The sequence below is a fragment of the Xanthomonas sp. NCPPB 1062 genome, from assembly GCF_041481705.2.
GTDB lineage: Bacteria > Pseudomonadota > Gammaproteobacteria > Xanthomonadales > Xanthomonadaceae > Xanthomonas > Xanthomonas euvesicatoria.
In genome coordinates this window covers 2,002,716-2,027,230 of the sequence record NZ_CM192987.1, presented here as the reverse complement: position 1 = coordinate 2,027,230, position 24,515 = coordinate 2,002,716, and the positions used below count along the sequence as shown (strand labels likewise).

Genomic DNA, 24,515 nt, shown 5'->3' with positions numbered 1-24,515 from the left:
ACGTGACAAAAGCGCTCCCTTCGTCTAATGGTTAGGACGTGGCCCTCTCAAGGCTAAAACAGGGGTTCGAGTCCCCTAGGGAGCACCACGATCGGTCTGACTGCTAGACGCCAGAGCCCCGCAATGCGGGGCTTTTGCGTTGTGGCGCAGGCCCTTTGCATGTGCATTGGCCTGCGTGCCATCGCGCAGGCCGCGACCATCTCCGCCTCGCATCTAGCCCGGTCAGGACCGCAGGGGCCCGGGATTGGTCGAGGTTGGTTGCCACCTCCACGGCGCCGGATTCCATCTCAAAAATCCGCAATGCGGCAGTGCGTTGTCGGGATGCAATACGGCCAAGGCCCCCAACGCGCCCCAGCCAACACGCATGCAGATTCGCGGCATCGCACGGCAAGCGTCAGACGATGTGTCGATCTCAGGGACGCAGCTCAGAGCAGCCACATCAGCACACAGAGGACGGGCCTCATCGCTGCGCGCTCGCCGGTACGCATTCGCTGCGCGGTGACGTGAGTGGAGGTGTTTCGCCCGTGCAGCATGCGTGCCGGCCGCCCTGGGAATTTGCAGTGCATCGCGTCTGCTCACATGGTCGTCGGCCCAAGCACCGCGTCGTCGCTGTCGGTTTCGGCGACGGCGTCGTGGGCATGCAGGCTTTCCAGATGGCGTACCGCCACATGGAAGGCCGCGTAGTGCTCTGCCAGCTGCTGGCGCAGGCGTCGCGCTGCATCTTCGACATACATCAGGTTTGCGCCATTCAAGCGCGCAAATGCCTGTTCGTCGGGTCGCCGCACTGCAGCCTGCACCGGCGTCGCCAACGCCTGCTCGCACAGACCGACCAGTTGCCGGATGGCCAAGCGCTGCGCATCGGCGGGCAGCTCAACGCGTACCTGCGCCACGCTGCGTTGGCTATGCGGCGTGGCGTAGGAACCGTGGTCCTGCAGCCATTGCGCAACCTCGTCCAGCGCCAGCGCATCGCGCCCGGCATGTTGCTGCACGAATGCATCGCTCAGCAGCTGCCGCGACAACGCTGCCGAACAGGGGCAGGTAGAGGCGTACAACACCTCCACCTGGAGCTGGATCGTGGTGCGCCCTGCACTGCATTGCGCGGCGATGTGCACTGGATAGGCACGCCAGCCACTGAGCCCCTCACTGCGCAATGCCGGCGTGCGCAACATCAGTTCGAAGCTCAGCGTCAGCCGAGCGGCGCGGCTCGCGCAATCGGCATGACTGTCGATCAGCGCCTGCAATAACCCCGAGAGCATGGCCGGCGACACTGGTTGCTGCAGCTGCGTATCCAGCAGGCGGTACAACCGCGACATGTGGATGCCTTTCAGCTCTGCCCGCGGCAGATCGACCTGCACGCTGGCGCGTGAGGCAAGCTGGCCGCCACCGGCCTCCAACTGCACGGGAATGGCGATGTCCTGCATGCCCACCCATCGCAGGGGCGCGCTCAGCGTTGATGGTTCGGTCACAGCAACATCGGGAAGCGTAGCGGACATCGGGATCTCGTCGAAGATAAAGGTGACGACCGCGCCTCAGGCGCGACCAGGAAACGCAGCGAAGTAGTCGTCGATTCCCGCATGCAATGTCTGCGCGAGTTCGTCCTGATGCGTATCGCTGCACAGGCGGCTGCAATCGTCGCGATTGCTCATGAAGCCGGTTTCCACCAGCAGCGACGGAATGTCCGGCGACTTCAACACCGCAAAACCGGCCTGCCCCACCTGGTTCTGATGCAGGCGCGTCACCTGCTGCAGGCGTTCCAACATCAACGTGCCGAATGCCAGGCTGCTGGCGATGGTGCCGCTCAGCGACAGATCGGCCAGCACCTGCGACAACACCGGATTGCTCGGCACCCGCAGCCGGCGCGCGGTGTCTCCCATGTCGTCGGCAGCGTTTTCGCTATCGGCGATCCAGCGCGCCAGTGCGGAGCTGGCGCCAGTCTGCGACAGCGCAAACACCGAGGCGCCCCGCGCTTGGCGCGATGGTGCGGCATCGGCATGTATGGAGACGAACAGGTCCGCATTGTGGCGATGGGCGATCAACACGCGCTCGTGCAATGGCACGAAGCGGTCATCGCTGCGGATCATGGTCGGCCGGTAGCGCGCATCGGACGCCAGGCGTCGATGCAACCGCCCGGCGACCGCCATGGCGACATGTTTTTCGTAACGCGCATCGGCACTGACCGCCCCCGGATCCTTGCCGCCGTGGCCGGCATCGATCGCGACCACGTAAGGGCGCAGGCGTGAATGAGCCGGCTGCGGTGGCTCTGTCTGCCCCATCGCCGTTGCTGCTGCCGCGCCATCGCTCGTGGACAACACTACGCTGCCAGGCATAGCGGCAAGCTCCAGCACCAGCGCGCCGGCTTCCCAATGCAGGTTGGTCGAACATGGCTGCTGCAGGTCGAGCACGATGCGCAGGCCATCCAGATGCGGCGCACTGCGTATGCGGGTCACCGCAGCACCGGCAGGCATCGCATCGATGCGCGGGGACTGCGGCGACACGCCAGAGAGGTCGATGACCACCCGCTCCGGATCGGTCAACCGGAAACTGCGATAGACAACCTGTGCGCCCAGCTCCAACCGAAGGCGCAGCAGCTCGCCCTGCTGCCGCATGCTGCATGCCCGTAAGACGGGAAGTCCTTGTGCAGACCCCAACGCCGGCGAAAGCATCAACACTGCAGCGGCGCCCTGCAGGAGGTGACGGCGCTTCATGCGCGCACCTCAAGACCCGAGCAATCGACCGGACACCGCAGACCGCAGCACTGACTGCGGCGCGATTCCAGACAACACATCCAACACAACGGGAGATAGGACACGGGAGGCAAGACTGCGCGGCGGCGATGATTTGTTATAAAGTAACATTAATTCCGCGAAAGAACGTCAGCTCTTCCTATCCTGCGCGCTTGCGTTCATCTTCTTGTCCCACAACCGGAAGGCGCGCACCACCCGCGACACTCGATTTCTTTAGCACTGCAATGAGTCGCTTATGCACCCCGGTGACCCATTCGATCCGAGACGACTCGCCGACTATCGTGCATTTAAATGGCAAACCTAATAATTTCCAGGTGGGCGGGTTACGCATTTCGAATAAACCGCTACTTGCCACAGAGTTATATGACTTTAAAAACCTGCCTTCTCAATTTCTACAACCGTGGCATCAAGTCCATGCAAGTGGGGACACACAATGTATGACGAATCCTGTCAGCTCTCGGCATTCCACAGTATACAAATAAAAGGTAGCAAGAATTATGGAAGTCAACCAGGAGAGTTGACACCCAGATAGCGTCAACACATTGACGCAAGGCAAGTGCAGCAACTTTTGACTTAGTCACTCACGAAACTACGGAGAAACACGTACCGTAGGCATGCCTGAATTGCAGGCGAATGTTTCCCGTGAACGGGAGAAGGCGAAGTCATGGAAGTGAAGGCAAAGCTGGCATTTAAGACCCTAGGCGCCGCCGCCATCGCGATGCTGGCGGTTACCGGTTCAGCAAGTGCATGCTGCCCAGGCGATGGAACAGTTGCCACGCTGGCTGCCACGGGCCTGGGCGAGTCCGTGCCCGACGCAACCAATCTTGCAGTAGATCCAACCTGGCGGATTTACGAATTTCAACGCGAGGGCATGCTGTATCTACAGATCAACGATGCAGCTGGCGTAGTGCGTGGCGCGGTTGGTCGCGCAGGCGAGGCTCTGTGGGTGCTGCCGATGGGTAAGGACGTCAATCGTGTGATGGTTTCGACGTTGACGGGACCAACGCTCGCAAAATTGGTTTATCAGACCGATAACTTCACGGTGCATCTCATCCCGGGCACTGCTGGAGAGCGCTGGATTGTCACACGGACGAAGTGATCGAGACGGGCTCGGCGACTAGCAGACTCAGGGCTCGCGTATGGCGGCGGCGAAACATGCCGCCATGCGCTTTCAGTCGCGCCCGCAATTCGGCACCCGCTTCAGTTGTGTCGCGCTGCACTACATCCAGCAATGAACTGTCAGCGAAGATTCTGATAACAACGCCCTGTGAACCACCACTTTTCCATGTGCGAGCTTGCACAAGGTGCCGCTTAGCTTGGGGAAGCATTTCGAACGCGTTGAGAGCGCACCTATACGCTGCCAGCTGCAAGCCAAGTGATAGATCGCCACAATTACCACGCAGCGCGTGATGGATCTCAGTGTTATAAAACCGTGCCAGTACGGGTGAGCGCAGCGCCTGGTACACCCCATGCGTTTCGATTTCTAGCGGATATAATCCCCCGACATACTCATGCAGCAATCGCGACTCGATGACTCCTGCTCTGGTCATTTCCATGGCTGCTGCGTGATGCCCACGCTCACGCAGTTGAGCGACACAATCCTTGCGTAACCGGTTTATATGAACATTTATATCCGAATAATCCACAACGCGATTGCGAAGGGTGCGCTCTGCAGCCAGATAGCCCGCCTGAGCAAACTGCAATGCGGCCAGTTGTGCCTGCTCCTGGCTCCCTGCCTGCGTGTATGCGGAGGCCAACCGTGAACCGAGGACAAAGAGTCCCGTCGCAATCACTGCAATCAGTAGCTGAACACTGAACAATTCGGAGTCATATGCGGCGATTCCGTACTTCGACCTAGACAACGCTGCAATCAGGTTTGCCAGCAAGGCGCCAGCCGCGGCTCCCCGCCAGCCATGACGGAGCGTCAGAACGATTGCTGGCCCAGTAAGCGACGCCATCAAAACCTGTCGCAGGAGTGGCTCAGGGACAACATTGGCGGTGCAAAACAATGCTGCCATCGCAAATCCGGCAACTGCACTGTCACGCACCAAATCGTCGCGAAGATAGCTTTCAGCACGCCGGTACCAAAGCAAACCCGGCAGCAAAAACATCAAAATTCCGAGGTATGAACCCAGCCAAGTCCTCAACAGAATCTCAAGGGGAGAGCTAGCTATCGGGCCACCAAGCGTGACATTCAACGCCATGCCACACAGCGTACTCCACAAAGCGAGAATCGCCATGATGGGAAGAATGCGATTACGGGTAATGACGTCTGGTGTATGACGGCGAATTCCCGACACAGCGAGGGCGACCGCAGGCGCGAATAGGAAAGGACTCAGGTATGCCCAAATCGGGGCGTAATCCCTTGTCTCCAACATCGGGACACGCAACCAGAGCATTGCGGCGGCATCGCCCACTAAGAGAAACGGCCAACGACGGTATGGCATGAATAAAAGCGACGCAGCCCTCAGGCCAGCCGGTAGATACCATTGATCAACAGACAGATGCCAGACAAGCAAGTAGACAACGCAATAACCCAGACTGAGCAGAAGCCCTTCAGCCAGCTCTCTTGCTACTGCCATACAACCACTCCCTGGTTCGTCGACGAATTTTGTCTAGTGTGAAGCCATTTGCCACGCCGCGTATAGCTGAAGCGCACAGATCGCGAGAGTGATAAGCGCAACAGCTCTTTGCGCCATCCCTGCCCAATATTCTTGCACTTCAGTGGTGCGATTGGTGACTGTCGTTACCTCGCCTCTCACTTGACTCACTCAACAAAGAAGGCCGCGCAGTGCGCGGCCTTCTTTGTTTTCGATGCCGATATCGGCATAAATGCCATCAGCCCTCCATCTGCTCCAACTCCTTGCCCTTGGTCTCGTAGACGTACTTGAGCACGAAGAACACCGAGATGAAGGCGGCGACGGTGTAGATGCCGTACGCACCGGCCAGACCGATACTGCCGAGCAGGATCGGGAAGCTGACGGTGATGGCGAAGTTGGACGTCCACTGCGCGGCACCGGCAATGGCCAGGCCCGAGCCGCGGATCTGGTTGGGGAACATTTCACCCAGCATCACCCACATCACTGGGCCCCACGAGGCGTTGAAGAACACCACGTAGACGTTAGCGGCCACCAGGGCGAGCATGCCCATGGCATCGGACATCGCAAGCTTGCCGTTGGGATCCAGCGAGGCAGTGGCAAAGGCGTAGGTCACCAAGGCCAGCGAGACGGCCATGCCGGCCGAGCCGATCCACAGCAGCGGCTTGCGGCCGATCTTGTCCACCAGCATCACCGTAACCAGGCAGGCGCCGATGCTGAGGCCGCCGGAAAGCACGTTGATCAACAGCGCATCCTGCTCGGAAAAGCCCACTGCCTGCCACAACACCGCGCCGTAGTAGAACACCACGTTGATGCCCACCAGTTGCTGGAACACCGCCAGGCCAATGCCGATCCAGACGATGGGGCGGATCTTGCCGGTGGCCTTGTTGATCAGGTCGGAGAACTTGGGCTTGTGCTGGTCGGCCGCCATCGAGGCGGAAATCTCGCCCAGCTTGGTCTGCGCGGCGGCGTTGCCGTACAGGCGCTTGAGCACCACCAGCGCCTGCTCGCGGCGCCCCTTGACCACCAGGTAGCGCGGGCTTTCCGGGATGACCAGCAGCAGCAACAGGAACAGGATGGAGGGAACCGCCTGCATCCAGAACATCCAACGCCAGGCGGCCTGCCCGGCCCAGAGCGGCTCGGTGGAAGCGCCGGCGGCGTTGGCCAGCAGGTAGTTGCTCAGAAACGCGCAGAACAGCCCGCTGATGATGGCGATCTGCTGCATCGTGGCCAGCCGGCCGCGATAGCGCGCGGAGGCGACCTCGGCGATGTAGGCCGGCGAAATGACGCTGGCCGCCCCCACCGCGAAGCCGCCCATCACGCGGGCGAAGATGAAGAAACCGGAACTGTGCGAAGCACCGGCGCCGATGGCCGAGAGCAGGAACAGCGCAGCGGAAATGATCAGGACCGCGCGGCGGCCCCAGCGGTCGGCCAGGCGGCCGGCAAAGAAGGCGCCGATGGCGCAGCCCAGCAGCATCGAGGCGACCTCGAAGCCGGTCTCGGCGGCGGTGGACTGGAAGGTCTGTTTCAGGCCGTCGACGGTGCCATTGATCACGCCGCTGTCGAAGCCGAACAGGAAGCCACCGATCGTGGCCACGCAACTAATCAGGATGATGAAACGGGTGTTCTCGCCGGCATCGGGGGCGCCGTCAATGGAAACACTGGACATGGGTTCACCTGGGAACGTGCAAGGGAGCGTCCACGGGGGTGGCCGCCATCGGCCGGCGACGCAATGCGCCGCCGGCCACGGGACATCAACGCGTCAGATACTGATTGATCAGGTTTTCATACGCTTCCTGGCGGCCGCTGAGCTGCAGGGGCGCATTGCCGGCCGCATGCTTGGCCAGATCGGCCAGCGTGGTCTTGCCTGCGGCAAAGTCCGCGCCGGCGCCGCTGTCGAAGCTGGCGTAACGCTCGGCACGCCACTGTTCCAGCGGCGAGGTGGTCAGCAGCGCGTTGGCCACTTCCAGCCCGCGTGCGAACGCATCCATGCCGCCGATGTGGGCCAGGAACAGGTCCTGCGGGTCGGACGATTCGCGACGCACCTTGGCATCGAAGTTCAAACCGCCCGGTGCCAGGCCACCCTGCCGCAGTACCACCAGCATGGCGCCGACGGTGTCGTACAGATCGGTCGGGAACTGGTCGGTGTCCCAGCCGTTCTGCGGGTTGCCGCGGTTGGCGTCGATGCTGCCGAGCAGGCCGGCATCGGATGCCACCTGCAGGTCATGCTCGAAGCTATGGCCGGACAGCGTGGCGTGATTGGCCTCGATGTTGAGCTTGAAATCCTGGTCCAGGCCATGCTGGCGCAGGAAGCCGATCACCGTGGCGCTATCGAAATCGTACTGGTGCTTCATCGGCTCCATGGGCTTGGGCTCGATCAGGAAATTGCCCTTGAAGCCAATCGCGCGGCCGTAGTCGCGCGCCAGGGTGAGGAAGCGCGCCATGTTGTCCTGCTCGCGCTTCATCTGCGTGTTGTGCAGGCAGGCGTAGCCTTCGCGGCCGCCCCAGAACACGTAGTTTTCGCCACCGAGTTCAACGGTCGCATCGATCGCGGCCTTGACCTGCACGGCGGCGCGCGCCACGACATTGAAGTCCGGGTTGGTCGATGCGCCATTCATGTAGCGCGGATGCGAGAACAGGTTGGCCGTGCCCCACAACAGCTTGATGCCGGTGTCGGCCTGACGCTGCTTGGCGATGCCCACCATGTGCTTGAGGTTGCGCTCGTACTCGCCGATGTCGTCGGCATCCGGTGCCAGGTCGATGTCGTGGAAGCAGTAATACGGCACGCCGAGCTTGGTGAAGAACTCGAACGCCGCATCGGCCTTGGCTTCGGCACGGTTCAACGCGGTAGTGCCCGCATCCCACGGATACGCACGCGTGCCCGGGCCGAACGGGTCGGCGCCATTGCCGCAGAAGCTGTGCCAGTAGGCCACGGCAAAGCGCAGATGCTCGGCCATGGTCTTGTCGCCGATGGTTTTGTTGGCGTCGTAGACCTTGAACGCGAGCGGGTTGTCCGAATCGCGGCCTTCGAAGCCGATCTTGCCGATGCCGGGAAAATATTCTTTCGCGCCGATGTACACGGTGTTGCTCATGGGGTGTGAAGTCCTTGCTGCTGGGGGAGTTGTAGAAAACTATCGATCAACCGGCATAGAGCGGACTGACGACATGCAGGTGCTTGAGGAAGGTCTGGTAGTGCTGCTGATACTGGGCCACGCGCTGCGGGTTGGGCTGTGCGGCAAGCCCATCGTCCACCTGCAGGTGCTCCAGCACCACGTCGGCCAACGCGGCATCGCCGCCATCGGCGCGCTCGCAGGCCCACAATGCCTGTAGCGCGGCACCGAACGCAGCGCCTTCGGGCTGGGTCGGCACGACGACCTGCAGGTTGAAGATGTCGGCCACCATCTGCCGCCACTGCGCGCTCTTGCTGCCGCCGCCGGTGAGCAGGATGGTATCGAACTGCAACCCCGCAGCAACGAAGGCATCGAAGCCGTTGCGCAGGCTGTAGGTCGCACCTTCCATCGCGGCGCGATAGAAATGCGCGGCGGTGGTGTTGTGCAGATCCATTCCGAACAGGCAGCCGCGCGCGGCCGGCAGATCCGGGGTGCGCTCACCGTTGAAGAACGGCAGCAACACCAGACCGTCGGCGCCCGGCGCGGTGTCGGCGATCATCGCTTCGGTCTGGTCGCGGGTGATGGAGAACATGCGCATTACCGCCTCGGTGGCGACGGTGCAGTTCATCGTGCAGATCAAGGGCAGCCAGCCGCCGCTGGAGGAGCAGAACGCGGCCCAGCGCGCCTCATCGTCCACTACCGGATGATCGGCATAGGCGAACAAGGTGCCGGAGGTGCCCAGGCTCATGGTCAGACGTCCGGGCACCACGTTGCCGGTGCCGATGGCGGCCATCATGTTGTCGCCGCCGCCGGTGGTGACACGCACGCCGGCGGGCAGATTCAATGCCTGGGCGGCGACATCGGACAACGCGTAGACCGCGCCCGTGTCCACCAGCGGTGGCAACGCATCGCGCAGGTCGCGTTGGGCATCCACTGCGCTCAGCATGCGCTCGGACCACTGCCGCGTACGCACGTCGAGCCAGCCGGTACCGGAGGCATCGCCCACTTCGGCAAAGCGCTCGCCGGTGAGCCAGAAGTTGATGTAGTCGTGCGGCAGCATCACCGTGGTCATCGCGGCATACGCCTCGGGGCGATGCTTGCGCGTCCACGGCAATTTGGAGGCGGTATAGCCGGCCATGATCGGGTTGCCTGCTGCGGCCACGCTGCCTGCGGCGCCGCCGACGACGTCCATGATTTCATCGCATTCCAGCGCAGTGCTGGTATCGCACCACAGCTTGACCGGCGCGGTGACGCTGCCGTCGGCGGCCACCGGCACGAAGCCATGCTGCTGGCCGGAGACGGAAATACCGCGCACGCGTGCACGCTGTTCGCCATCGAGCTGCGCAAAGCAATGCACGATGCCGTCGATCCACCACTGCGCCTGTTGTTCGCGGGTGCCGTCGTCGCGGCTGATCAGCTCCATGGGCGCGGCGATGGTGGCGACCACGGCGCGATCCTGCGGATCGTAGGCCACCAGCTTGACGCTCTGCGTGCCCACATCCAGTCCTACATACAAGCTCATTGCGTCACCAATCGGTTGTTGTTGAGTCCCACCTGCTGGGTGCGGCCTGCGCCCAGTTCCAGGTCCAGGGTCTGCCCTGCGTAGGACAGTTGATAGCGCCCGCCACGATCGCTGTGCAAGCGTGCCTGCTGCAAGCGACCGCCCTCCCATTCCAGCTCCACGCTGGCGCCGCCACGCACGCGCAGACCGCGCACGCTGCCGCGCGGCCAGGCCTTGGGCAAGGCCGGCAGCAGGAACACGCTCCCGCCCCAGCTTTGCAGCAGCATCTCGGTGATGCCGGCGGTGCCGCCGAAGTTTCCATCGATCTGGAACGGCGGATGCGCGTCGAACAGGTTCGGATAGGTGCGTTCGGGCGAGATCAGCAGTTGCAGGATGCGGTAGGCATGCTCACCGTCGGCCAGCCGCGCCCACAGGTTCAGCCGCCAGCCGATACCCCAGCCGGTGGCGTTGTCGCCGCGAATTTCCAGCGAGCGGCGTGCGGCCGCAGCCAGGTCCGGGGTATCGCGCAGATTGATCTGACTGGAAGGATGCAGGGCGTACAGATGCGAGACGTGGCGGTGGTGGATCTCCGGCGCCTGCATGTCCCAGTCCTGCTGCCATTCCTGCAACTGCCCTGCCTTGCCGATGCGGTTGGGCGGCAACTGCTCGCGCAAGGCGGCCAATTGCTGGGCGAACTCCGCATCGATGCCGAGCAACTTGCTCATGGCGATGCATTGCGCGAACAAATCGCGCAGCAGCTGCGCGTCCATGCTGGGACCGGCGCACACGGCCGCACCGAAGGGATGCTGGTTTTCCGGCGACATCGACGGATTGGTCACCATCGCACCGGTCTGCGGATCGCGCATCAACGTGGCAACGAAGAATTCGGCGGCGCCCTTGAATAACGGGTAGACCTTGCTCAGGTACGCGCGGTCGCGGCCGTAATCCCAGCGGTCCCACAGTTGCTGCAGCAGCCATACGCCGCCCAGCGGCCACAGGCTCCATTGCGCGCCGTCGATCGGGCCGGCCTGGCGCCACAGATCGGTATTGTTGTGGACCACCCAACCCGGCGCGTCGTAGATCGCCCTGGCGGTGCGCGCGCCGGTCTGGGCCAGATCGAACAGCATGGCTTCCAGCGGCTCAACGCATTCGTGCAATGCGTTGGCCTCGCTGGGCCAGTAGTTCATCTCGGTGTTGATGTTGATGGTGTACTTGCTTTCCCACGGCGGCTGCATCAGGTCGTTCCAGATGCCCTGCAGGTTGGCTGGCTGGGTGCCGGGCCGCGAGCTGCAGATCAGCAGGTAACGTCCGTATTGGTGATACAGCGCAGCCAGTGCCGGATCATTGCCTTCGGCGAACCGCTGCACGCGTTCGTCGGTAGGCAGCTGCGTGGCCGCGCTGCTGCCGAGGTCGATCGCCACGCGCCGGAACAGGCGTTGATGATCGGCCAGGTGCGCGCGCAACAACGCGGGAAAATCCAGCTTGGCAGCCTTGCGCAGGCATGCGGCGGTCGATGCGAGCGGATCGCCATCGACCGCATCGAAACGTTGGTAACTGGTCGCGGCGCTGAGTAGCAACACCACTTCGTCGGCCGCGTCGATGCGTAGACGGTCGCGCACTTGGCTGAGTTTGCCGCCGCGCACCTGCGGCAGCACCCGCAATGCAAATCGCAGCTTGCCCTCGATGCCGGCAAAGCTGCCGTTGCGACCACTGAACAGCAAACCGCCCTGCTCGGCGGTGACCTCGCCGGTTTGCGGGCTATCGATGCCCACACGCACCGAAATACCGCCGGGGCGGTCGCACGACAGCCGCACCACGATGCATTGCGCCTGCGCAGAGACGAACACCTCGCGCCGATGCACCGCGCCGCCGGAGCGGAACGTGGTGGTGGCCACCGCCGTGTCCAGATCGAGCTGACGGCGATAGTCGCTGATGCCGTCGGCGCGATCGAAATCCAGCAGCAGATCGCCCAACGGTTGGTACGGCATCTGCTTGAGCGGGCGCGAGAGCAGTTTGGCATCGGCCAGTTGTTCGGCCTCTGCGTAGCGCCCGGCGAAGATCAGCGCACGCACCTGCGGCAACGCGGCCAGTGCGTCAGGGCTGGTGGAATCGTAGGGCCCGCCTGCATACAGCGTGTCTTCATTGAGCTGCAGGCGCTCGTGGGCGATACCGCCCCACACCATCGCGCCCAATCGCCCGTTGCCGACCGGCAAGGCTTCCACCCATTGATTGGCCGGCTCGCGATACCACAGCTGCAGGGCCTGCGCTGCCGCGACGGGCGGGAGCGCGGTTTTTTTCGAAGCCTGCGCGGCCTGTGCAGCCGCCGGCACGGCGCCAAGGACCGCAATGGCGGCCCCGGTTGCCTTGCACAGCTCACGACGGCTCAGCACGGCAACCGCCGTGCTGACTGACCGGAACCGCGCGCGCCTGCCTTGCGGCGTTCCGGCATCTGGGTGCTCATTGACTGAAGACAGCCTGCGATCATCGACGACGCGCTTTGCCCGACGCAATCTTGCGCTGCAACACGCTGACCGGCTTGCCGTCGTACTGGATGCTGGTGTCGGTCGCAGGTTCCAGCGCACCGGCATCGGCGCGCGGGCCGTCGACGAAGCGCACGTTGATGGTGCGTTTGGCCTGCATGCCGGTCCAGCTGCCTTCGCGCTTGCCGATGCTCAACTCGCCCTTGGCCTGGTTCCAGACCAGCGGGATGCGGCTGAACTCGCCCTTCTCGTAACCGTAGCCTTTGCCATCGTCTTCATACAGCGAGAACTGGCCATCGGCGCCGGTGTAGACCACCACGGTGAGCGGTGCATCCGGCACCTGGTCGACGTATTCCTGCACCGGGCCGGTGGGCACGATGGAACCGGCACGCACGAACAACGGCATGCGCTCGATCGGCGCGGCAGCTTCGATGCTCTGGCCGCCCTCGTAACGCTTGCCGGTTGCGAAATCCAGCCAGCTGCTGCCGGCCGGCAGATACACCTGCCGCGAGGTGGCGCCGAAGCGGGTCACCGGTGCGACCAGGAACGCCGGCCCGAACAGGTACTGGTCGTTGATGTCGCGGACCTTGGGGTCGTTCGGGAAGTCCATCATCATGCCGCGCATGATCACGCCATCGCGCTGGTAGGTGTCGCCGGCCAGGCTATAGATGTACGGCAGCAACGCATAACGCAAACGGTTGTAGTAGGCCATGCTCTCGTAGAACGGCGTACCTTCCGGTGCGATGTTCCAGATTTCGCGGTACGGGAACTGGCCGTGCGACCGGAAGATCGGCACGAACGCACCGAACTGGAACCAGCGCGTGTTGAGCTCGCGCCATTCCGGCAGGTGGGCCGGATCCTGGTCTTCATAACGCTTCTCCACCGCAAAGCCGCCGATGTCGAAGGTCCAGTTGGGCAGGCCCGACAGGGCCATGTTCACGCCACCGGAGATCTGGTCGCGCATGTCGTCCCAGCGCGACACGATGTCGCCGCTCCACACTGCCACCGCATTGCGCTGGGTGCCGGCATAGCCCTTGCGCGAGAGGATGAACACGCGCTTCTCGTCGGCCGCACGGTCGCCCACGTACACGCCATGCGTGTGCGGCAACGGGTAGGAGTTGAAGTATTCGGTGGACGAGCCCAGCGCGTTGGGCGTGGTGCGGGCCTTGCGCTCGGCGATGTCCAGGTTGGAATGCACGTCCGGCTCGTCGGCGTCCATCCACCAGGCATCGAAGCCCTTGCTGTTGAGCTTTTCGTTGATCTGGCGCCAATAGATCGCCTGCGCCTTTTCCGAATACGGGTCGTAGAACGAGTTCTTGTAGCCCTTGCCGATCCAGTCCAGTTCGCCCACTTCCACGTTGCGCTTGAACATGAAACCGGCAGCGTCCAGCTCCTTGTAGTTGGCGGTGGTGGGATAGAACTTGGGCCAGATCGAAATCATGATCTGCGCATGCATGTCGTGCACGGCCTTGACCATGCCGTCCGGGTCCGGGAAGTGCTGCTTGTCGAAATCGTGCGAGCCCCAGGCGTCTTCCGGCCAGTACGACCAGTCGAGCACGATGTTGTCCAACGACAGTTTGCGCTTGCGGTATTCGGCCACCGCGCCCACCAGCTCGTCCTGGCTCTTGTAGCGCTCACGGCTCTGCCAGAAGCCGTAGGCCCATTTGGGCAGCATCGTCGACTTGCCGGTGAGTTCGCGATAGCCGGCCACTGCCTGGTCGTACGAATCGGCGGAGACGAAGTAGTAGTCGATCATCTGGCCGGCTTCGGACCACAACGACAGATCCTTCGCTTCGGCGGCCGGCAGCGGGTCGCGATGCAGCAGCGCGATGTAGCTGGGGTCGATCAGGTCCCATTCGATCTTGACGGTGTGGCGCTGGCCCGGCTCGAGATCGAGCTTGAATTCGTGGTTCCACGGGTTCCAGTTCTGGCGCCAGCGATCGATCACCAGCTTGCCGTCCACATACAACTTGGCGTATTCGCTCGAATACAGCGAGAAGGTGTGTTCGCCACCGGTGAGCGCTTCGATCTCGCCCTCCCAGGTCACTTGCATGCGGCTGTTCTTGTCCTTGGTGATCGCCTTCTTCGGGTACTTGGGCAGATCGCTGAGGTATTGGTAGTTCACCTCGCTCTCGCGGCGTTCGAGGATTTGCTTGCCGTTGATCGCATAGCGCGCGGTCAGTGCGCCGGCCTTGCCCTTGGCGTCGTACAACTTCAGCGTCTTCGGCAGCGGCTGCAGGCCGCGCGGGTCGCCCAGGCGGGTGATCGAGTTGTTGTCCCACAGCAGGCCGTAGTTGCGGCTGGACACCAGGTACGGCACCGCCATGTCGATGTTGTTCTGCTGCAACTCGACGTTGCGCCCCTTCTGGTTCATCCAGCCCTGCTGATGCTGGCCGAAGCCGTACAGCGCTTCGTCAGCGGGCGACTGGAAGCGCTGGCGCACGCTCAGGTACTGCTTGCCCTCGGCCTTCAACGGCGCAAAGCTGCGCCCGCCGGCCACTTCCGACAGCACCGGCTTGCCGTTGGCATCGGCAAAACTGACATGGCCATCGACGGTGGAGATGCTGGCAGTGACCTTGCCGGTCTTCAGCTGCACGCTGTCGCCCTGCTCGGCCATCTGGAACGCGGTGTCGCCCTGCACCGGCACGCGCATCAGGCTGGGGCTGCGCGCGAAATCGCCGTCCGGGTCTGCGCTGACGCGGATGATGCCGCTGTCGACCACTTGCAGGCGCACCGGCGCGGCGCCCTTGGCGCTCGGCACCACGGTGACGCCATCGGCGGCCTTGCGTACTTCCTGCGCATGCGCGGCGTTTGCCAACAGGGCCAGCGACAAGGCCAGGCACTGGGCCAGTGGCGTACGTCGGTTGGCAGGCACTGCACCGGCGGAACGGATGGTGGTTTGCATGATCACTCCCTTTGAATGACGAAACGGTGCCGCGGCGGCGGCAGCGCATGGGTAAGGCGAGGCGATGCCGTCGCGGCATCGCGGCGTTGTGGCAGGCGCGATTATTTGTAGGTTGCCAGCTTGATCTTGAGCAGCTGCGGCACGCTGGAAAAATTGACGCCGTAATCGGTCTGGTCGCCATTCCAGTTGCGCTGGAATTTCCAATCGTTGCCTTCGTACACACCTTCCTCGACACGGTCGTAGATCATGTTGGCGGTGGCATCGCTGGCCGGATGCAGGGTCACGCGCGCGTGATAACCGGTCACCAGGAATTCGTCCGGGCTCAGCTCGGCGATCAACGCGGCGCCGATCGGTTCGGGGTTACCCGGCGGGTCACCCTTGAACCAGAACTGCGGCACGCCATAGGTGATGGTGGCGCTCCAACGGTCGTTGAGCTTGAGCTCCTGCACGGCCTGGCCGGGTTCTTCGGCAGTGCCATGCAGCTTGCCTTCGGAAGCGGCCTTGGCGAACGGTCGCATGCCCATGCTGACCGCCTGAAACCCGAGCGCGAACGGCGCCAGCGTCTCTTCGTTGACGTGCTTGGCACCGAGCGGATAGTTGGAATAGCGGGTGTAGTCGATGCCGAAGGCCGACCAGCCGATGCCGTCATGGCCCAGCGTGGGGTACAGATAGCGCGCGTATTCCGGGCGGTTGCCGGTTTCGGCCACGAACAACGCGTTGTCCGGGCGTGCGTAACGTTCCAGCACCGTGGTGTACATGCGGTATTCGGGCATGTAGATGTCCGGCGCCAGCAGGTCGATATGCGGGCCGGCCGCCTTCCAGACATCCAGCACGTTGTCGGTGGGGCCACCGCTGGCGTACTGGCCGGGCTGGCCTGGATTGAACGGGCCGCGCAGCGCGGCATTGACGTACATCGGCAACGGATACTCGGCCTTGCCCGCTTCGGCTACCTGGTCGATGTAACGGCCGATCGACCACGCGTGGAAGATTTCGTCGGCATCGGCACCGAACACCTGCGCCCAGGTGCCCGGCTGCTTGTTCATGCGCTTGATCAACTCGTCCGGCACTGCGCCGTCGAACAGCTCCTGCGCCATCGGCGAGAAGTCGCGCACGCTGCCGTAGGTGCCCGCCTCGTTCTCCGGCTGGATCATGATCACGGTGTGCTGCGGGTCCACCTTTTTCAGGTGCCGCATGAAGGCGACGAACGCCTTGCGGTCGGCATCCAGCGTGGCCTGCGCATGCGGCGACAACGAACCGATCGACTTGCCTTCGCGGGTGACCACGCGCGGGAAGCGCTGGTTATCGGTCTTGACCCAATGCGGCGCGTACTGTGGGCCATTGTTCTTCCAGGTTGCGAACCACAGCAGCACCAGGCGTACCTTGTGCTCGCGCGCCTGGCCCAGCAGCGTATCGACGAAGGAGAAATCGAACCTGCCTTCTTCCGGCTCCACCTGTTCCCAGGCGATCGGTACCTGCACGGTGTTGGGGCCGAGCACCTGCATGGCCGGCCACACCTTGTCCATGATGCCGGGGTAGTTGCTGGAGTTGTTGACCTGCGCGCCCAGGATCAGGAACGGCGCACCGTCGACCATCAACGCATGCTTGCCGTCCTTGCTGACGAACTGCGGCATGGGCGTCTGTGCAGCCGGCGCCTGCGCGTTGTCCGGCGTTGCCGCAGCGGTGCTTGCAGCAGCGTTGGTTGCAGCAGGTTTGCCGGCATCGCCCTTGTCGCCAGATTGGCAGCCAGCCAGGGCCAGCGTCAGCGCGGACAGCAGCAGCGGGCGCAGGCAACGCCGTGCGCTGGAATGGGACATGGCACGTGCAACGGGGGAATGCATGGACATAAGACTCCGTGTCACCAGGTATCGGTGCGGAAGGGGGAAACAGGAAGGGCGTCGCGATTGATCAGGTTGGCGTCGTCCGGGTTTTCGCTCCAGCCGTAGCGCACCGCGACCGGTGTGGCGACGGCATCGCTGCGCACGATCACGCGGTCGCCCTCGATCTGCGCGCTGGCCGGGTGAAAGCGGTGATCGGCGCCGGCAATACGAAATCCCTGCACGGCACCGCCGCCACGCACCTGCAGCGCACTGCCCTGCAAGTCGAAGCTCAGCACCGCCTTGCCGCCGTCAAAGCGCGCGCGCTTGAATACCGGCGCGCTGTACACCAGCGTTTGGCCGTACGCCACATGGCGTGCAGCAAGCGCAAGGCGATGACCGACATCGCGCTTGTTGGTGGGATGGATGTCGGTGGGGTTGCCGATGTCGATGATCACCGCCTGCCCGGTTGCCGGCAGCGCCAGCGTCTTGGACTGCGACTCGCGCAACAGTGCCCACGGGCTCAGCTCACCCGTGTCGCCACCGGCCTTGAAGTTGGCCAGCTGCACCCACAGGAACGGCAGCGTTTTGTCGCCGCGCTCGGCACGCCATTGTCGGATCATCGCTGCGAACTGCTCGCGGTATTTCACCGCGCCGGTGTCGGTGGCATTGGTTTCGCCCTGGTACCAGATCACGCCCTTGACCGGGAACGGCTGCAGCGGATGGATCATCTGGTTGTACAGCAACGTGGGCAGCTGATTCTTGTTGTCGGTCAACGACACCCGTACCGCGGCCGGGCGGAATTTCCAGCCGCCCAGCGCACGCTTGGCACCGGCACTGGTCTGCACGAAGCGTTGTTCATCCGGGCCATGCATGCCGCCACCGCCGCTGAGGTCTTCCACGCGGACCGCAATGTGGTTGACGCCGGCCTTGAGCGCTGCAGCCGGCACCTGATATACGCGTGGCAGGTTCCATTGCTTTTCGGTGCTGCCGACCTGCTGGCCGTTGACGTAGGTGGTATCCGAATCGTCGATCTGGCCCACGCCCAAGGTGATGCCGGCCTTGGCCTCGGCAGCGCTGAGCGTCATGGTCGTGCGATACCAGGCGATGCCGTCCATGCCGTCGTAGCCGCTGGATTCCCATTGCTTGGTGACCGGGATGCTGTCCCAGTCGCTGTCGTCGAACGCCGCTTCGCGCCATTGCGGCATCTCGCCTTCCACCTTGGGCCAACGCGCGATGCGCTTGCCGGTGGCGGCCTGCGCTGCGGCGTCGCGTTGCTTGATCGCCTCGATCGCGCCCTTGTTCTGATCGGCGCTCAGGCCCAACGACGTAGCGTCCATCCACGCTTCGATCGCGCTGCCGCCCCAGGTACTGTTGACGATGCCGATCGGCACGCCGGTGCTGGCGCGCAGCTCCTTGGCGAAGAAATAGCCAACCGCAGTGAATTCACCGGCGTTGGCAGGCGTTGCGGCCTTCCACTCGCCGCCGGTCAGGCGCGTCTGCGGCTGCACCGACCACGATTTGGGCACCTTGAAATGCCGTAGCTGCGCATCGTTGGCAGCGGCCACCGCTTGCGGGCCGTCGCTGGCCTGGGCCAGCGGCCATTCCATGTTCGATTGCCCGCTGGCCAGCCACACATCGCCGACCAGCACCTCGCGCACCTGCAGCTCCCCCCCGTCGCCCTGCACACGCAGCACGTAGGGGCCACCGGCAGCGTGCGCAGGCAGCCTGACCTTCCATTGCCCTGTTGCGTCGGCCTTGGCGGTGGCGCGCTTGCCGTCGAAGCTGACCGTGATCGCGGCGTTGGGCGAAGACCAGCCCCATACCGGCATCGGCTGATCGCGCTGCAGCACGGCGCCATCGGCGAACAGCAGCGGCAGCGTTGGCACCGCCCAGGCCGCCGGACTGACCAGCACCAGGCCCAGCAGGCAGCCACGACGAACGAAAGAAGCGGTCATGCAGTGATCTCCAAAGTCGGCGCAGCCAGGCGGCGCGCAGCGCCGTACACGGTAAGACAGCGCGATGACGCGCGCAGCGACGCGGCGCTCATCGTGGATCGCCATAGAAGATGCCACGGCCACCGGTGGCAAAGTACACGCGGCCGGCAATCCGCGGGTCGCCGGTCACGCCATACGGTTTGCCGAAGCGATGGGCATCGTCGTTGATGCGTCGCCAATGGGCGCCTTCGTCGTCGGAGCGGAAGATGCCATCCACGCCCGCCACGCGCCCGGCCAAATACAGGGCCGCCGGCGCGCCGGCACGCAGCGCCTTGCCGATGCCCAACGAGCGCGCTTCATCGGGTTTGGAAAGCGTGCGCAACTGGCCGTTCTGCCAACGCATCACGCCCAGCGTCGGGCTGGCCAGATACACCACGCCCGCACGCCATGGGTCGGGCCGCAGTTGCGGGCGCGCACGTTCATCGCGCGCCGGGGTGCCGACCCGCTGCCCGGTATCGCGAAAGCTGGCCGCACCATCGCTGCTTTCGTACAGGCGCCCACTCACCCGATCGGCCGCATACCAGCGCTGCGCATCGACGCGGTCGGCCACCACCACCGCGGTATCGGGCAAGCCCTGCACGCGCTGCCAGTGCTTGCCGAAATCGCCAGTGCGCCACACCCCGCCTTGGTCCGGCACCCACACCACTTGCGATGCATCGGCGGCAATGGCAATGGTGCCTGCCCCCTGCCCGCGCGGCGGTTCGCTGGCGAATGCAGCCCAGTGCGTGCCACCGTCCTGCGAATACAGCGCGCGGATCTCGTTGTTGCGGCGATCGCGCACGGTGCCGCTGCGCACCACCCACTGCGGTGCCTGGCCGGCGGCGTCGATGCTTTCGCCATTGGTCAGGCGCGGGCCCAGATACTGCAACTGTGCGGTGTCCAACGCGTCATGCCGGAAGCCATCGATATCGCCCAGCGCGCTGAGCAGGTGCGCACCGGCCATCGGGCTGAGCAGATCCAGCGGCACGGTTTCTTCCAGCCCACGGTCCTGGAACCACCACTGCAGCGGCGGCTGCGTTGAAAACGTCTGCAGGTTGCGCGAGGCCCAGATGCCGTAGCCGGTGACGAACAGGGCGTGGTTGCCGTCGAACGGATCGATCGCCAGCGCGCCTATCCAGTGCGGCGTTGCGTGCGCGGTCCACGGCGCGGCGCTGTGATCGAACTGCGCACCCGCCAACAGCGGAACCCAGCTGCGCCCGCCGTCATCGCTGCGGAACACCTCATCGCGCGGCGCGCGGCGGCGGAAGGTGCTGGTCAGCAGCACCTGCGGATGTTGCGGATCCACTGCCACCGCCCCCCAGCCGAAGCCATCGCCACTCGCCGGTTGCGGGATCGGGCTGATCTCGCGCCAGCGGCCCTGCGTCGCGTCGTAATTCCACAGCGCGCCACCGGCCATCAGATCCGGGCCAGGGTGATCGCCATAGCTCAGGTACCACTGCCCAGCGTTGTTACCGGCCATGTGGTTGGGGCGCAGCCCCTTGGGTTGCCCGGCCACGGCCGCCCAGGTGCGCCCCGCATCTTCGGAGACGTACAGGCTGGTTTGCGCAGTGGAAACGCCCACATAGATGCGTGGTGTCGGATTGCCAGCACGGCCGCTGGCGGCGTCGAAGACGACGAAGGCGATGCCCACGGCCTGTTCGTTTCCGACATGGTTGCGTGCCGTGGCCCCTGCCAGTGCATCGGCTGGAAAGGTCTCCACCCGCGTCCAGTGCGCGCCGCGATCGTCGCTGCGCCACAGGCCTGCATCACGCGAGCCAAGCAACAGCACACGGCCGTCGTGCGGGTCCACCGCCAGCCGCTCGCCATTGGCGCGGCCCAATTGATTGCCACCGAGCTTGAACGGCAGATCGGCGCGTTCGAAATGCTTCCCGCGATCGAACGAACGCAACACAGCCGCATTGCCGGCGCGTTCGTGCATGTAGGTGCCAGCAGCCAGGTACAGCGCGTTCGGGTCGGCAGGATCGACCGCAAAGGCGTCGATTCCCATCAGATTCCAGTCGTCGGCCCCCAACCAATCGGTCAGCGCGACCCACTGCTGCGCCTGCGCGTCCCAGCGATAGGCACCACCGACATCGGTGCGTGCATAGGCAAGATCGCGTTCGGCGGGATGAAACAGCACGCCGGTGACAAAACCGCCCCCCCCGATGGCCACGCTGTGCCACTGATACGGTGCCGGCGTGCCGGGCTCGTCCGCAGATCCCTCGGACGGCATGAAGAGCACCACCAGCGTCAGGCAGACAGCAGTCAGCCACGCATGTGCTGCGGAAAAACGGCGCTTAGTAGGCGGATCGATCACGGCGATCATTCCTCCGGCTCCCCTCGCGATCGATGGCCTGGCCATCGATAGGAAAAACACCGGCCCAACGAGCTGCCTGCACAGCTCGCCGGACCGGCGACGCACTTCCTACGGCGCGTTCTACAGGCTGGCCCGCAACGTCAGGCCATACCGACGATCGTTGATCACGAAATCGCGGTAGCGCGACTCGGTGCCCAGATAGCTTTCGCGACGGGTATCGAGCAGATTCACGCCATCGAGCGAAATCGACCACACATCATTGATGTTGAAACGCAGCGAGGCATCCAGCTGGCCGAAGCCCTTGTTGTAGACCGGCAGGTTGCCGGTGCCGTTGCCCGCTGTGGTCACCAGCCAGTCGCTGCGCCAGTTGTAGGCCACACGGCCCTGGAAGCGCGCCGTTTCGTAGCTGAGGATCGCGTTGTAGCTGTTCTTGGACAGGCCCTCCAGCGGCACCGTCAGCGACTGGCCGTTGGTGTCGGTGGCGGTGGGGCTCGGCGCCTCGCTGTCGACGTAGGTGTAGTTGGTCTGCAGGCCGAAGCCGCTCAACCAGCCCGGCAGGAAGTCGAAGAACTGCGTGTAACCCAGTTCGGCGCCGCGGATCTTGCCCGAATCGCCATTGACCGGACGGGTGATCTGCCACACCTGGCCGTCGTACACCTCGTTGAAGACGGCGTTGGCGATGAAGCCTTCCACCTTCTTGTAGAACAGGGTGCCGTACATCATCGAGCCCTGGCCGAAGTACCATTCCAGCGCGGTGTCGAACTGGTCGGCCTTGACCGCTTCCAGACTCGGGTTACCCGCGGTGCCGGTGAAAGTGGAAGCGCCGTTCGAGGTGCCGGTGCTCAGGCTCAGGTTCGGGTTGAGCTTGTCGAAGGTCGGACGCGAAATACCGCGCGAGGCGGCAAACCGCCACTGCAGCTGATCGCTCAGCATCCAACGCAGGTTCAAGCTGGGCAGCACGTCGGTGTAGGTCTGCTGCGCATCCACCGGAATCAGGCCACCACCTTCGGCATCGGTGCCGGTGCGCACGCCTTGCGAGCCCACTTCGGTACGCACCACGCGCACGCCGATGTTGCCATCGAACGGAATGTCGCCATCCACGCCAAAGCGCAGCACGCCATACGCCGCGTAGGTCTTCTCGTTCTGCGTGTTGATGTTGTTGGGGGCAAATTCCAGCGGGCTGGCACCGAAGGCAGCCAGGGTCTGCTGATAGTTCGCCACTGCCGCATCGGATGCCGTCAGGGTCGGCCCGAAGGCATGACTCTGGCCGCGGAAGAAGTCGGTGATCGGATTGGTCATCACACCGATGCCGGGGTACTGCGAAAACGGTGCGCCGTCGCAGTTGTTGATGCACATGAAGCGATAGATGTTGCCCTTGGTCTCGGCATCACGGTCGGTGTAACGCACGCCGGCCTTGAAGCTGCGCACGAAGTCGCTGTCGAAGGCCAGATCCATATCCGAACGCCAGGCGAATTCGGTGCCCTTGTTGTCGTCCTTGTTGTCCAGGTGATAGCGCCAGCCGTTGTAGTTGTTGACGTCGGCCAGGTAGCCTTCCGCACCGCTGGCATCGGTCACCGACAAGCGCGGCAGATCGCCCCGGAAATCGACGTTGAACTGCGGGCTGGTGACCTGACCGGTGGACAGGATGTAGCGCGTGCCGGTGGTGGTGGCATCGACATACTGGAAGTCGGTGCTCAGGGTCAGCTTTTCGTTGACCGTCCACTTGGCACCCAGCGAGTAATCGGTGGTCACCGAGTGGCGCTCGGTCAGGCTGGTATTGGATTCGGTCGGCACATTCTGGAACGAGCCGTTGACGAACTCGTTGCGGTTATTGACCTGGATGCCAGGCAAGCCCTGCATCGGGTTGGCGCCGGTCAGCGCGAAGAACGAATAATCGTGCCAGCTGAAGTCGTAGTCCGAACGCAGCACCTGCGTATAGACCTCCACTGCATCGTTCGGACGCCACTGCATCGCAAAGGCGCCGGTCTTGCGCTCGCGCTCGCCGACGGTGGTGTTGATGCCGGCGCCGTGCGGCACCGACACGCCCTGCCCTTCGTAGCCCGGCAGATCGGTCTGGGTGTACCACGGCTCGATCGAAATGGTGTCCTGGCGGAACGGGCTCTTCTGCTGCGAGTAGTTCACCAGGATGCCGATCTCGCCGATGCCGGTCTGCCAGCGATCGCTGAACAGGCCCGAGAACGCCGGCTTGCCGTCGTCGGCGAGGTCGTAATAGTTGTATTGCACGCTGCCGGCGATCTTGCGGCCGTCGTAGTCGAACGGCAGGCGCGTGCGCAGGTCCACGGTGCCGCCCAGGCCACCTTCGATCATGTCGGCAGACGGATTCTTGTAGACGTTGACGCCGCCGAGCAATTCGGCAGACACGTCTTCGAAGCTCAGGCCCCGGCCGTCGTTGGCGGTAAAGATGTCGCGACCATTGAGTTCGGTGCGTACCTGGGTCAGGCCGCGGATGGCGATCGCGCTGCCTTCGCCATAGTTGCGCGAAATCTGGATACCGGAGATGCGTTGCAGCGCTTCGGCCACATTGTTGTCGGGCAGCTTGCCGATGTCTTCGGCAACGATGGAATCGACGATCTGCTCTGCGTTCTGCTTGACCAACTGCGCCTTGGTCACGCTGCTGCGGGTACCGGTGACCTGCACGGTGTCCAGCTGTTGCGTGGTCGCAGCCGAGGCCGGCGTAGCGGTGGTGGTCGCATCCTGCGCATAGGCCTGCGCGCTCAGCAGCGTGGCCACGCTGATGGCCATCACGGAGCGGCGGAAATCACGGATCGAACGCTGACCCACAGTCCGGCCTGCCGGAATGTGGCGATGTTGCACTGACATGGTGCTCCCTCCCAGGACGCATGTACTTCTAGTTTTTAGCGGGCCGGTGCGCGAGCGCCCGACCCGTCGTTGGTGCTGGCTTGGCATCTGCCGACGGCAAGACCGTGGCTGCGTAGATGCGGTGTAAACCCGAGCGGGCTTACCTGGTAGCTGCGGCCGGAGCATAGGGCGCGGCCGTCATGCCAGACCAATGAAATATTCCTGGAAAGGTATTCGCTAAAACTATAACA

13 protein-coding genes and 1 tRNA gene are annotated in these 24,515 nt (G+C 63.8%); 2 read left to right on the top strand and 12 right to left on the bottom strand.

The features are described 5' to 3' along the window. The first annotated feature begins 13 nt into the window (after positions 1–13). A tRNA-Glu gene (locus tag ACCQ16_RS09075) sits at positions 14–88 on the top strand. Positions 89–575: 487 nt separating this feature from the next. Here ACCQ16_RS09075 and folE2 read toward each other — a convergent pair. Beyond that, positions 576–1,493, bottom strand: a complete 918-nt coding sequence (folE2, locus tag ACCQ16_RS09070) for a GTP cyclohydrolase FolE2 (RefSeq protein WP_277572929.1) — start codon at positions 1,491–1,493, stop codon at positions 576–578. Positions 1,494–1,529: 36 nt separating this feature from the next. Beyond that, positions 1,530–2,705: an N-acetylmuramoyl-L-alanine amidase gene (locus tag ACCQ16_RS09065; RefSeq protein ID WP_277572928.1), complete on the bottom strand. Its 1,176-nt coding sequence runs from the start codon at positions 2,703–2,705 to the stop codon at positions 1,530–1,532. 703 nt (positions 2,706–3,408) lie between these two features. Between ACCQ16_RS09065 and ACCQ16_RS09060 the strand changes: the two genes are divergently transcribed. Continuing rightward, a complete protein-coding gene (locus tag ACCQ16_RS09060) occupies positions 3,409–3,843 on the top strand; it encodes a hypothetical protein (protein ID WP_029819235.1) in 435 nt (144 codons plus the stop codon). Here ACCQ16_RS09060 and ACCQ16_RS09055 read toward each other — a convergent pair. The 10 genes from ACCQ16_RS09055 to ACCQ16_RS09010 all read right to left on the bottom strand — a co-directional run bounded on the left by ACCQ16_RS09055 (position 3,827) and on the right by ACCQ16_RS09010 (position 24,285). Beyond that, positions 3,827–5,326 (bottom strand): MASE1 domain-containing protein, encoded by a 1,500-nt coding sequence (locus ACCQ16_RS09055; protein ID WP_277572927.1) that lies wholly within the window; start codon positions 5,324–5,326, stop codon positions 3,827–3,829. The two genes, ACCQ16_RS09060 and ACCQ16_RS09055, sit on opposite strands and share 17 nt — an antisense overlap. 256 nt (positions 5,327–5,582) lie before the next feature. Beyond that, positions 5,583–7,010, bottom strand: coding sequence for a sugar porter family MFS transporter (locus ACCQ16_RS09050; RefSeq protein ID WP_008571269.1), 1,428 nt, complete (start codon positions 7,008–7,010; stop codon positions 5,583–5,585). Between the two features lie 85 nt (positions 7,011–7,095). Further along, positions 7,096–8,433, bottom strand: a complete 1,338-nt coding sequence (xylA, locus tag ACCQ16_RS09045; protein ID WP_277572926.1) for a xylose isomerase — start codon at positions 8,431–8,433, stop codon at positions 7,096–7,098. A gap of 46 nt (positions 8,434–8,479) precedes the next feature. After that, positions 8,480–9,973 (bottom strand): xylulokinase, encoded by a 1,494-nt coding sequence (gene xylB, locus ACCQ16_RS09040; protein ID WP_071118199.1) that lies wholly within the window; start codon positions 9,971–9,973, stop codon positions 8,480–8,482. Next, positions 9,970–12,342 (bottom strand): glycoside hydrolase family 95 protein, encoded by a 2,373-nt coding sequence (locus tag ACCQ16_RS09035; RefSeq protein ID WP_218559829.1) that lies wholly within the window; start codon positions 12,340–12,342, stop codon positions 9,970–9,972. Before ACCQ16_RS09035 ends, xylB begins: the two co-directional genes overlap by 4 nt. 91 nt (positions 12,343–12,433) lie before the next feature. Next, on the bottom strand, positions 12,434–15,337 hold the full coding sequence (locus ACCQ16_RS09030; protein ID WP_372380318.1) for a TIM-barrel domain-containing protein: 2,904 nt from the start codon (positions 15,335–15,337) through the stop codon (positions 12,434–12,436). Positions 15,338–15,438: 101 nt separating this feature from the next. Beyond that, on the bottom strand, positions 15,439–17,181 hold the full coding sequence (gene galD, locus ACCQ16_RS09025; RefSeq protein WP_033478848.1) for a GH35 family beta-galactosidase GalD: 1,743 nt from the start codon (positions 17,179–17,181) through the stop codon (positions 15,439–15,441). Positions 17,182–17,192: 11 nt separating this feature from the next. Further along, entirely contained in the window at positions 17,193–19,109 is a 1,917-nt protein-coding gene (locus ACCQ16_RS09020) for a sialate O-acetylesterase (RefSeq protein ID WP_218535558.1), read from the bottom strand. 88 nt (positions 19,110–19,197) lie between these two features. Beyond that, positions 19,198–21,453, bottom strand: a complete 2,256-nt coding sequence (locus tag ACCQ16_RS09015) for a WD40/YVTN/BNR-like repeat-containing protein (RefSeq protein WP_277572924.1) — start codon at positions 21,451–21,453, stop codon at positions 19,198–19,200. A 111-nt stretch (positions 21,454–21,564) separates the two neighbouring features. Further along, positions 21,565–24,285, bottom strand: coding sequence for a TonB-dependent receptor (locus ACCQ16_RS09010; protein WP_218539630.1), 2,721 nt, complete (start codon positions 24,283–24,285; stop codon positions 21,565–21,567). Positions 24,286–24,515: the final 230 nt, after the last annotated feature.